Here is a 12,016-nt window from a genome sequence, read left to right as displayed (position 1 = left end):
GGCCGCTCGGCGGTGCACGGTGACGAGTGCCGAGGCGGAGATCGCCGTCGAGCAGCAGGCGGATGAGGGCAGTGACGAGCAGGGGCCGTCCGCTCCGGTAACCCCGTGGTCGAACAGGCGGCGACGTACGACCCCGGCCGCACCTGGTCAACCGACGACTCCCGGACCAAACGGGTCATCACCGGCGAACCAGGGATCGACGAACAACAATGCGGCACCGGGAACAGCTGCCCGAGGCCCGAATTCCGGCGCGCAGCCTGCCAGTTCGGGATCTGCTCCGGGTGCGTCTGCGGCGCCGCAGGGTAATGTTGTTGCGCCGCCGGGTCAGTCGGTGGGGCAACCGCCGCCTGTTGCTCAACCGGCTGGGCAGGGGCAGGACCATCGTGGGGAGCCGGATCCGTTGGTGGATCCGGATACGGTGGCGGCGTTGGCGCCTGCGGCTTTGTCGGCGGGGGCGATGGCGTTGGGTGTGTTGCCGATGCTGGCCTCGGCGTTGGCCGGTTTGGGTTCCGGTGGTGGTAGCGGCAGTGGTGGTGGTAGCGGTGCCGGTTCTGGCGGTGATGGTGCGGATGGGTCCGAGGGTGGGTTGTCCCCGGAAGCGCAGAAGGCGTTGCAGGCGTTGAAGTTGCTTGCCGCTGTTTATGGTGATGGTAAGACCGATGATCCGGAGGTCAAGCAGTTACGGCAGCAGTTGGGGATCAACGGGACCGGTTCGGGGGCGACCGCGATCAAGGCGCGGCAGTTGTTCCAGAAGAATGCGGCGACCGCGTTCAACAACCTCGACAACCAATTGGGTTCCTACATCACGGGTTTGGCCGGTAACCACAAGGTCGACAAGAAAGCGGTCACTACGCTGATCCGTGAGGTCAACGTCGCTCTGGCCGAACTCGGCCCCCAGGCCTACACCAAGGCCGGACGCCAGAAGGTCCACCAAATCCTCACCAACGCACTACAAAAAGCCAGCCAAATCGTCACCGGCAGCAACGCCAGCGCGAAAAGTACCGCCAGGGCCATCAATCGGCTCACGAACCAATATCTCTACAACATCGCCGGAAAGAAATACTCGGGCGGCAGCAGCGGCGAGATGCCCGGCGGCACCGTCGGTGACTGGATCAAGCAGGCACTGCAGGTACTGCAACAGATGGGCTACGACATCAGCACGATCGATCCGCAGGCCATCGCGATCATCATCCAGTACGAATCGGGCGGCAATCCCAGTGCCACCAACAACTACGATTCCAATGCCGCAGCGGGTACCCCCTCGATCGGGCTTATGCAGACCATCGGCCCGACCTTCAATCAGTACGCCGCGACCGGGCATAAGAACATCTACAACCCGGTCGACAATATCGTCGCCGGGGTCCGCTATTCGATAAGCCGATACGGCTCCGTGAGCAATGTGCCAGGCGTCAAGGCGGTACGCAGCGGCCGAGCGTACGAGCCCTACTGATGCCACCACCGCAGCGGGACACACCGGATCCGAGCCTCGGCGACGCGCACGAGCCCAGGCCCAGCACAACGACATCCACACCACGCCGGAGCGCGACGCGACGCAATTCGCCGCGGGCACCGACTGGACCGGCGCCCGCACTCGCGCAGCAGCCTGCCGCGACCGCCGCGCGCGGCCCGACCGCGGCACCGGTGGCCGAATCCGGCACCGCCGCAACCGGATCGCCCATCGCCCGACCCGACGCACTCGCCGGATTCGGCACCAGCGCACCATACGCGGCGGCGGCGCTCGGTGCGCTGGCGTCCATGGCCGCCCAGTACGGCAGGGCCGACCCCACCGCCGATACCGGTCAGCCCTACGCACCACCCGCGCTCGGTTCCGGACAACCGACGTCATGGCCCGGCGAATCGGGCGACCGGTACGCGGCGAACAATATCGACACCGCACGACGCGGACAGTCGACGCAATCGGTGAACGCCGAACTCGGGCGTCTGCTCGGCGGCGCCGCCGACAGCACGATTCGGGGCCGGGCGGCCATCGATGGCATTGTCGCCGAGGTGAATACGGCGATGACCGCACTCGGCGGCGTCGCGGATACCACCGCAGGCCGCCAGATGCTGATCACAACACTCAGTAATGCCTTACAGCGTGCAGGCACCGTGCTCGGACAGGGACAGGCCGCGGCGGCGATCACCGCGGACAAGGTTGCCGCACTCGCCGATCGGTTCCTACAGAACGCCCGTCCGACCCGGCAACCGCCGCGCCGGGCGCAGCCGAGCACCGGCGGATCCAGCGCACGTCCGCCGCGCACGCGCCCCTCCGGTCGCCAGGGGCAGTGGATCAACGACGCCCTGCGCATCCTGGCCGCCAACGGCTACGACACCCGGCACATCGATCCCGCCGATATCGCGGCGATCATCCAGCACGAATCCGCGGGCGACCCGAATGCGATCAATCTCTGGGACAGCAACGCCGCCAAGGGAACTCCGTCCAAGGGCCTGATGCAGACCATCGATCCCACCTTCGACGCCTACTCGCTGCCCGGCCACCGCGATGTATGGAACCCGGTCGACAACATCATCGCGGGCGTGCGGTACGCCATCCACCGTTACGGTTCGGTCAGCAATGTGCCCGGCATCCAGGCGATGCACGAAGGCGGGCATTACGTCGGCTACTGAGCGAGCCCGGCGGCCGACATCCGACCGTTCAAGACCAGCGGCTGGCGTGATAGCCGCTGGGCAGGTTGACCACTTTGACGACATCGCCGGTATGTGGGGCCTCGACACATTGGCCGTTTCCGATATACATCATGACGTGACCAGGACTGCCCCCGTTGAACTGGGCGTCGGGGAAGATCAAGTCGCCGGGGCGGATATCGGCCGGATTGACCTTCGGCAACTGTCGATACTGGTCGGAGGCCACCCGTGGGATCTTCACACCCGCCTGAGCTGCGGCGTATTGCATCAAACCCGAGCAGTCGAAGGAATTCGGACCTTCGGCACCCCACACATACGGATCACCGCGTTGGGCCATGGCGACCTGGACCGCCTTGTCCGCAGCCGCGGACGTACCGGCGGTCGAGCCCGCGTATTTCTTTCCGGCGATGTTGTAGAGGTACTGATTGGTGAGTCTGTTGATCGCGCTTGCCGTGTCGGATGCGCTGGCGTTGCTGCCGGTGACGATTTGGCTGGCTTTTTGTAGTGCGTTGGTGAGGATTTGGTGGACCTTCTGGCGTCCGGCCTTGGTGTAGGCCTGGGGGCCGAGTTCGGCCAGAGCGACGTTGACCTCACGGATCAGCGTAGTGACCGCTTTCTTGTCGACCTTGTGGTTACCGGCCAAACCCGTGATGTAGGAACCCAATTGGTTGTCGAGGTTGTTGAACGCGGTCGCCGCATTCTTCTGGAACAACTGCCGCGCCTTGATCGCGGTCGCCCCCGAACCGGTCCCGTTGATCCCCAACTGCTGCCGTAACTGCTTGACCTCCGGATCATCGGTCTTACCATCACCATAAACAGCGGCAAGCAACTTCAACGCCTGCAACGCCTTCTGCGCTTCCGGGGACAACCCACCCTCGGACCCATCCGCACCATCACCGCCAGAACCGGCACCGCTACCACCACCACTGCCGCTACCACCACCGGAACCCAAACCGGCCAACGCCGAGGCCAGCATCGGCAACACACCCAACGCCATCGCCCCCGCCGACAAAGCCGCAGGCGCCAACGCCGCCACCGTATCCGGATCCACCAACGGATCCGGCTCCCCACGATGGTCCTGCCCCTGCCCAGCCGGTTGAGCAACAGGCGGCGGTTGCCCCACCGACTGACCCGGCGGCGCAACAACATTACCCTGCGGCGCGCCAGCCGAACCCGGAGCGGGTCCGCCCTGGGCCGCTTGCCCCTGCGGCGTCGCGGGCGCACCGTTCTGCCCCGGTGCCGGTGACGAACCGTTCTGCCCAGGCGCCGTACCGGATCCCGGATTCGCCGGACCGGTGCCCGCGCGCGGTTTTTCCTTGCGCTCTTGTTTACCCGACCACGGCGTCGCCGGGCCGGATTGCGAATCCCCTTCTCCCCCAGCGCCTTCGGTCGGCTCGTCGACGACTTCGACCTGGTAGTCCGCAGGCCACACCTCCGCGCTGGTCACGATCCACCCCCCAGCACTCGTTTGATGCGGACATCACGGCCGGTCGGCATCGACTGCTCGACGAACCGTCCGGAATAGGGATCATAAGTCATGACTTGTGTTGCGCCGAGGGCGATTCCGGTCCGGGTGGGTGCGTTGCTGCGGTAATCCCAGAAGACCAGATCACCCGCCGAGACCGCGGCGGGATCGACCCGCTGTCCGCACGCCGCCTGGGCCGCAACGGTTTTCGGAAGGACGATCACCGCTTTCCCGATACTGGACGATTGCCCGCACGCGACCGCCGTCGATCCGGGCTGCGATGACGTAGCCCTGGTGGGCGGTGCGACGGGTTCGGTGTCGTCCGGCGGTTGCGTCGTCGGATCGCAATGCCCGGTCACCGCGGCAGCCGAGGCCTGATAGATCACATCCCGCGTCAGCCCTGCCGCACTCGACGGGCCGCTCGGCGCACCGTCGGCACTTCCTGATGATGCTTTCAGCGCGTGATTGATAGCCAATTCGCGGGCACAGTCGCCGAGCAATCCGCTCATGGTCGTCTGCAATGGCGGCAGTTGATACGGCGCGGTGTGGATCGCACTCGCGCAGGCGCGCTGCCAGTCCGAGGCGGTCGTATCATCCGGTGCCACAGTCAGTTCCGCGTACGGGTTGACGGTCGGCGCGGCGGAGGCCGCGGCGGCCGGGCCCGAGCCGGAAGCAGTGGTCGTGCGGGGTGCGGTGGTCTCGGCCTGCGACGGATCCGGCCCGACTGCACTGTCGCACTGATAGTGCAGGTCGGCGGAGATGGCCGACGTCGTACCGCCGATGACAAGCACCATGATCACGAGAAGCGTGCCGAGTCCGGACATCACCGCCAGCAACAACCACGCCCAAGCGGGAATCATGGCGAGGAACATGAGACGTCCGATCATCGAATACCTCTCCGTGCAGGACCAGCGATTTTACGTTCCCGAGGGCGCAGACTAATTCCCCAGCAGCCTGCGGACCTCTGCCATTGTTGGCTGCCACCTCGGATCGGCTGCATTCGTTCCGCGTGGCGTCACCGTATTCGACAAATCTCCGGATCGACCCGAGCCGAAATGTTCCGAGCGGACGGCCTGGTAGACCTGGTCGCGGAGCTTACGGATTGCCTCTGGATCGTCCGCGTTACGAATTAGCGCGTTAGCAGCAGTCTGCGATTTCTTGGCATGTTCGTTCATAATCCACTGCTTCATACGATCTGCCGTCATCTCGTCGACACCAGAAGCCTGCAATCTGCGAAATTCGGCGCTGGTGGACGTTTTGCCGTTTATCACATCATTCAGTGCCTCCATCTTCGCTCGCGCCAAATGAGGGTCCGTGGCGATGTCGCTCATATATTGCTCGACGTAATTCAGATGTGAATAATAAGGATTGCTGTTGTCGGCCAAAGTAACACCACCCGCTCTGACCCTGCGGAATTCCCGAGCAGCCTGCTGCAGAGTCCCCATATTGGCGGCGACCTCCTCGGCAGACCCGTTGCCATTGATCAGCATGCGTGCTGAATTCTGGGTATGCCGCAAAGCAGCGGCCAAGAACGCCAGGTCACGGTCCTGGAGCGGTTCATTGGCAGCAGCCTGGCTGATAGTCGCACGCGAGCGCGCCGCAAGTCGCGCCCGTTTCTCGTTCCGCGCACCGGCAGACATCATAGCCCCGTACGCATCAGCCGCAGAGCCATTCACATCAATAACGCCTTGCACCGCTGCGGCATTGCCCAGGAAGGAGTCCAGACCGCCGTATGCTTCAGCTTCCTCGCGGGCATTGGCCGCGAAGAGTTCGCGGTTCATATAGGACTGTGAATACCAGCCGTACCGTCCACCGAACCGACCGTCCTCGGCCCACACGCCTCCCTGCGATTTCGTAATCGCCTTCTTCAGTCTGGATTGCGGATGGAACGATCCGGGCAGCCCCATCATCATCCATTCGGTCAATGGCGAGTTGGCAAGCGTGCTGGCGCCACCCATCAGCGCCATCAACCCCATACCCCCCATCTTGTGGCTGGTGCCGAATTGCCCCATGCCGAGAGCGGTCCCACTACCGCCACCCCCACCCGCTCCGACTCTGGCGCCGCCATTCTGAATGGCCAGCGCGAATCGGTTCGCAATCCAATCGTTGCCCTTCTCCAGACTCGCATTGAGGCGCTTCAACTGGAATATGGCGACGACTTCCACAATCGCACCGATGACGAAAACCGACATGACCTGCTCGCCCGCCTGCTTGAACAGGTCGCCGATAAACAACTCGTATACGCCGAGAAATATGACGAACACAGCCATGCGCCCGGCCGAGACGAATCCGTGCACAACACAACGAACGGTGAACGTCTGTGTCGGCCCGTAGACGAATCCACCCGCAGCGAATCCGAAGATCGTCATGAATCCGTAGTAGATCGAATCGAGCCCGGCCCAGATCACCTTTATGGCCAGGTACGCACCGAAAAGCAACAACACCGCACCGGACAACAGCAGCAGAATTCCCGCGCCGATCTGGCCGACGCTCGGATTGTCCGCCGACGCATATGCGGCGCTGTCCCCGCACGACTTCATCCCGTTCTTGACCCGGTCCTCGTCACCGGCCATGACACCGGCCGACCACGCCGCCTTGCAAGACGCTCTGTCGTCCACCACGTGTCCGAAATTCCACACCTGCAACGGACGTCGCGCGAAGTTGTCCGCCATATCGGCCTGCATCGTCCGAATCAGCTGATTCGGATCCGGATTGCTATTGCCGTTCAGACCGGCCGCCACCGAAATGCCCAGATTACGCCCCTGTGCGAGCAGCCCATCAGGCGCTAGCACCTCCGCCAGCGGCTCGGCCAGGAAGAGCGGGCCGAGCACCGCGAATCCGACCATCGCCACGACCTGCATCGCGGCTTTGGAGAAATAGCCGCGCACGATGAACCAACCGACGAAAAACGCACCGATCCCAGCGGCGGTCGCCAACATGATCGGCGTCGCGATCTGTCCCGACAGCGCGTGGGCGACACCTTCCAGCGGCTTGCTGACGACATTCAGCCACCCGAAATCCAGGGTGTCGGTGGGCAGCCAGATCGCGGTGACCGTGAGCACCAGCCAGATGGCGAACAGCACGATGATCAGGAACGACATAATGATGTTCCCGGGGCTGAGGATTCCGCCACGATTGGTGGCGAACAGATAGTTCGAGAGTTCTACTCCCGAAGAATCTTTCATCCGCATCCAGCTGAGCGCACTATTGGGCGCGGATACGGTCCCCGTACTGGTTTCCGCGCCGGCCAGCACCGCCATGATGCCTGGACAGATGAACAGCACGACAAGTGCGACGAGCGCCAAAGTGATCCAGCGCCGACGGCGCGTCGCGCCGATCCACTTGCGACATCGCCGGAATATCGCTGACGGGCGCCATCGAACCGGATCGAATAGCTCCGATTCTTCGACCATTCCGAAGTCGGACAATCCTCGTCGATCATCGCGACCGGTACCGAATCTCACCGGACTGCCTGTCTCTCCGGAGCAGCGGTACGCGCGGCCCCACCGGAAGTCGGCGTGCTGGTAATCGCCGCAGCCCGATCGATCCGGGCCGGTCCGAGCACCTTGCCGCGCCCGATCCGGTTCAGCGCATCACGCATGAACATCTCACCGCGGCGTTCCTCGGGCACCTGACGGCCGGTACCGACCGGCGGAGACGTCTCTTCCCGCAAGACCTGCAGCAGAAACGGCGCTTCCTCCAAATCGACGCCGAGCCATTCCAAACTGTTGCGCGCCAACGTCTCGTCGCGCTGACGGAAAACGAACCGGTTCGGGATCAGATTGTGCGCCGCGCCTTGGAAGTCGGTTGCCGGATCGTGGGAGGCCAAGCCGATCGCCGCCAGGTGCTTACGGCCGTCCCGGCTGAAGTCCGAGGTGACCGCGGATCCGACCTGAGTCTGCGTGAAATGGTGCGCCTCATCGCCCACCAGCAGCCCGAATCTGCCGTTATCGGTGAGGAATGCCTCGCGAGCGGCGACGCCGACGAGTTCGTAGAGCGCGGTTCCGAGTCGTTTCGTCAGCGGCAACCGGTTGTACAGATGTGGGGTGGTGAGTTCTTCCGCGGTCGGCAGCGCCAGCTGGTGGCTGCGGATGACCGTGGCGGCGGCATTGAGCCGCAATGTTTTCAGCGAGGGGTCGAACAGCACCGGCACGCGCTCGACAATCGTGCCGAGGCGCGCGGCCAGGTCGGCGTATTCCTCCTGATTGCCAGGCTGATCACGCAGTCGCCGCACGACATGGAACAGATCCAGCAAACTGCGGATGCCATGTTCGGCGATGCCGCGGGCGGTCAGCAGATTGCTCGCCGCGGCGCCCGCACCCGAGGTCGGCGACAGATCGAGCAGCGGGAGGATCGAGTCGAGCGCACGCTCGCCGGCGATTCTGGGTTCGAACATGCGCAGTGGGTCCAGTGACACCGTTGGATTCGCCAAATCAATGACGACGGCATTATCGATCGCCGCGGCGAAATGCGCCCATTCCCCGACCTGACTGCGGTCGATGGCCAGGAATTGCCCGCCCATATCGTGTACGAGGGCCGCCATGAGCTTCAGGAAATAGGATTTACCCGACCCGAGTTCACCGGTGACCGCGAACGAAGCGGACAGATCGTGCAGCGCGGCCTCCATGATGCCGAAGTGGATCGGCTCGTATTGACCGGATAAGAGGTTGATCCCGATCACCGGGCCACTGTCGTCGCCGATCTGACTCGTGATGAACGGGACGAAACCGGACCACATATCCGAGGGCACGATATGCGCGAAATCGTCGAACGCGCGGCGCGGCGGGCTGCCCGGAACCAGCATCGACCACAGATCGACCTGGGTGCCGAGCGGGGCCGTCATATCGACCTGGAATCGCTTGTAGCGGCGCTTGAGGTTATTTACCGCATCCATCGTGATCTCACGCGAAGGGCCACCGATGGCGATGACGGTCGTGAAGGACACCTCCGACTCGCCGCCGTTGACCTCGAAATGCTGGTTGTATTCGCCCAGCATCTGCGCCTTCGAGGTGAGTGTGTTCTGCGCGAACGACACCTCCTGGTCGCGCTGATCCATCTGCTCACCGAGTCGGCGCAGACTCAGCTCATTGTTCTTCAGCACCTGATCCGCGGGTTTTGTCGACACTCGCATCCCCCAGTCGACCGTGACGTCGCCGAGGCCCTCGAGCACATTCAGGAATTCGCTGCCCCCGGGAAAACGCATGCCCGCGTACGGGAAAGAATGCGGAGTGAGCATCGCCTGATAGGACGGGCGATACTCGTAATCCGGTTGAACGACCTTGATCACCGGAACGAAGGATGGCCGAATCCGCCGATTGCTGTCGGCTTGGGCGCCCTCGTCCAGCGCCGCGGAGGAAAACACCGCCGCCGTCGCGTCGTCGAGCGCGCCCACCCGGGTCGGTGCCACCGGATCGCCCGCCGCGCCGCGCGACAGGTAGTGCTCCCACAGCCATTGGAAAAGCGCCGCGGGCACTGGAACCGGGTCGAAATCGCCGCCGATCCGGGACAGGATCTCGTTCGCCTTGTCGTCGTAGGCATCCAGGTCAGCGCGTGAGACGGCGGTCGCGTCGATCGTTGTGGTGCTGCCACGCCACATCCGCGACAGCGCCGAAATACCGGAGTTCGCCGTGCCGACCGGAATTGTCAGCAGAAAGATCCGGGTCTGCGGTGCGATCGCACGGACTCGCTCGTACGAGGCCACGACCTCGTCGGCGTAATCCTCGCATTCGTCGAGATCGACGCCCTCCACCATTTTGGTCAGCACATCGATCGTATTCAGCCGCGCCTGGATTCCGAGCAACAATGAACCACTCGGCAGACTGTTGATCAGCGCATGATGGGCCATTTTCACGTCATATTTGTCACTCGCCTTGCGCAATCCGTAGCCGAGTGGATTGATGAAGTAGGTCGCGGTTACCAGACCCGAATGGGTGAATTGCAGATTTCCGCGAATCGCGGCGGTGGGCTGTAGATCTCGTCCGAACGCCATCAGCGGCTCCCTTCCGATGCTGGGCCACCGTTGCCGTTGATCCAGTTGCGCAGGTCCGTCCCGCTGCCGCCGACACCGATCACATCGAGCAACCGGATATCGGATTTCGCGCTCTCCACTGCTTTTGTCGGACTATCCGGCAGGACCAAGACGACGGACTCTTCGATGAACATGGTGTGCCGCGCCGAATCGGCGTTGACCGGCATACCTGATGCGGACACCGGCTTGCGAAACACGATGAGCCGCCCCACCCACAACGCCCGGGAAGTCATTCGGACGCCGGTATACGGCACCAGTCCGATAGCGAAGACGACGCCGATCGTCAGCACCAGCCCTACCAAAAAGGTGACTGCCGGATTGACCGGAAATACCATCGCGCATACCGAGGTGATCACCATCAACACCACCGCTCCCGCGACCTGCGGCAGCGTGTACGGCCCGAACGGCAGCTTCTGCCCGTTCTGGGCCTTGCCGATCATGGTGGGAACCCGCTTGATCGGCGTGAAGACCTTGATCACCTGCTGACTCATCGATAGCCACCGATGGGGTGATCGGGGACCACGATGTTGGAGTCGGTGCGCGCGTAGTTGACCAGCGTCGGGAGTATCCAGAACAGGACTGCGGCCAGCAGCGCCGATCCGGCGACGGCGAGGATCTTCGCCGGCGACAGCTTGGATTTGGCCGCCTCGGATATCAGCACACCCATGCTCAGGATGGTGATCAGGATCAGGCCCGCCCAGCGGACGAAGATCAGGATGTTGTACAGGATGGCGCTCAAATTACCCATGGCCGTGCCTCTTTCGTATCAGTTCTGGGTAGCCCGCGGAATCTGCACCGTTGTCGACGGCAGCGAGGTCGTCGAGCTCGGCGCACTTGCGCGCGAGTTCTGCTGGTCGGCGATCACGGCAGGCGGGTTGGTCATCGCGGGTACGGCATCGACCGACTGCACCTGCCACTGGCCACCGTCGCGGACCATGGTCAGCGGATAGGCGAGCGTCGCGACCGCCCCGCCGTCGGCCTTGGGATTGACGGTGACGAGCACCTGCGCGTGCGTACGCGCTGCGCCACAACTGTTGTCGTCCGAGGTGACCGCGACGGTCTCGACGGCGGTGAACGGCGCCGGGCGCAGCGCGGCGATGCCGGCGTCCAGCGTGACGTACCGGCCTACATCGCCATTACCTGTCAGATAGGTCGTCAGAAAGCCCGAAGCCACTTGCGTGAGCGGCGTGTCCGCCGTACAGGGCGAGGAGTAAGCCTGCGCCAGATCGGCGCCGCGACTGGGCGGTTCGACCAGAGCGGGCAGCGCGAGCGCCCGCAGTCGACCGTTGAGAACCGATACTCCGACCCGATAGAACTGGCGGGTGTCCGCACCGGCGCTGTTGTTGGCGGTGGCGGTACCGGAAGCACTGCTGGCAGTCGGAGCGGATTTGCCCACCTTGACCGATACGGTCACCGACCAGACCTCGAGTGTGTCGAAGCTGCCCACGCGCGACACGTACACCACGGCAGGGTCCGATACCTGCCGGGCCGTCGAGGGCAGGGTGATCTGCTGCGCACTGGCTCCGACATATTCACCGAGCCGATCCTGTTGTCCGGCAACCGAACTCAAGTACGTCACAATGAACTGCTGGGCGAAGGAACCGGCCAATTGCGCGCGACCGATGGTCGCGGGCGTCGCGCTGTCGGATGGAGGCGGCGGATCCGATGCGAAGAAATCGAGGATCGCGTGCCCGCCACCCAGTACGGCCAGCACCGCGAGCACCGCGACGATCACATTGTCGCGGCGGCGGCGTGCGACCATTCGGCGAAGTAATTCATCGCCCGAATCCGTCGATCTGCCAACCATTGTCCGCACTCCCGAAATGGTAGAGAGCACCATCATTTCCAGCCCCCGTCATCGTTCCCAGTAATGGGGA

General features: G+C 63.7%; 9 protein-coding genes. 2 read left to right on the top strand and 7 right to left on the bottom strand.

The window, feature by feature from the left end:
* Positions 1-403: 403 nt before the first annotated feature.
* Positions 404-1,450 carry a transglycosylase SLT domain-containing protein gene (locus tag ACQPXH_RS11190; RefSeq protein WP_433602234.1) on the top strand — a complete coding sequence of 349 codons (1,047 nt, stop codon included), beginning with the start codon at positions 404-406 and terminating at the stop codon, positions 1,448-1,450.
* A complete protein-coding gene (locus ACQPXH_RS11185; RefSeq protein WP_433602233.1) occupies positions 1,450-2,628 on the top strand; it encodes a transglycosylase SLT domain-containing protein in 1,179 nt (392 codons plus the stop codon). The genes ACQPXH_RS11190 and ACQPXH_RS11185 overlap by 1 nt, the downstream gene beginning before the upstream one ends.
* A gap of 28 nt (positions 2,629-2,656) precedes the next feature.
* Here the strand turns inward: ACQPXH_RS11185 and ACQPXH_RS11180 are convergent, their stop codons facing one another.
* The 7 genes from ACQPXH_RS11180 to ACQPXH_RS11150 are packed head-to-tail and all read right to left on the bottom strand — an operon-like array spanning position 2,657 to position 11,901.
* Positions 2,657-4,093, bottom strand: a complete 1,437-nt coding sequence (locus ACQPXH_RS11180; RefSeq protein ID WP_433602232.1) for a DUF4226 domain-containing protein — start codon at positions 4,091-4,093, stop codon at positions 2,657-2,659.
* Positions 4,090-4,998: a hypothetical protein gene (locus ACQPXH_RS11175; protein ID WP_433602231.1), complete on the bottom strand. Its 909-nt coding sequence runs from the start codon at positions 4,996-4,998 to the stop codon at positions 4,090-4,092. Before ACQPXH_RS11175 ends, ACQPXH_RS11180 begins: the two co-directional genes overlap by 4 nt.
* A gap of 51 nt (positions 4,999-5,049) precedes the next feature.
* The gene (locus ACQPXH_RS11170; RefSeq protein ID WP_433602230.1) at positions 5,050-7,539 is read right to left on the bottom strand and encodes a hypothetical protein; all 2,490 of its coding nucleotides are present in this window, start codon (positions 7,537-7,539) and stop codon (positions 5,050-5,052) included.
* Positions 7,540-7,571: 32 nt separating this feature from the next.
* Positions 7,572-10,100, bottom strand: a complete 2,529-nt coding sequence (locus tag ACQPXH_RS11165; protein WP_433602229.1) for an ATP-binding protein — start codon at positions 10,098-10,100, stop codon at positions 7,572-7,574.
* Positions 10,100-10,630, bottom strand: coding sequence for a hypothetical protein (locus ACQPXH_RS11160; RefSeq protein ID WP_433602228.1), 531 nt, complete (start codon positions 10,628-10,630; stop codon positions 10,100-10,102). Before ACQPXH_RS11160 ends, ACQPXH_RS11165 begins: the two co-directional genes overlap by 1 nt.
* The gene (locus ACQPXH_RS11155) at positions 10,627-10,887 is read right to left on the bottom strand and encodes a hypothetical protein (protein ID WP_062991015.1); all 261 of its coding nucleotides are present in this window, start codon (positions 10,885-10,887) and stop codon (positions 10,627-10,629) included. Before ACQPXH_RS11155 ends, ACQPXH_RS11160 begins: the two co-directional genes overlap by 4 nt.
* 18 nt (positions 10,888-10,905) lie before the next feature.
* The gene (locus ACQPXH_RS11150) at positions 10,906-11,901 is read right to left on the bottom strand and encodes a conjugal transfer protein (RefSeq protein WP_433602227.1); all 996 of its coding nucleotides are present in this window, start codon (positions 11,899-11,901) and stop codon (positions 10,906-10,908) included.
* Between the last annotated feature and the right edge of the window lie 115 nt (positions 11,902-12,016).

This window comes from Nocardia sp. CA-135953, from assembly GCF_050955735.1.
Lineage (GTDB): Bacteria > Actinomycetota > Actinomycetes > Mycobacteriales > Mycobacteriaceae > Nocardia.
Note: the sequence above shows the minus strand (reverse complement) of the source record. Positions and strands in the feature narration are given on the sequence as shown.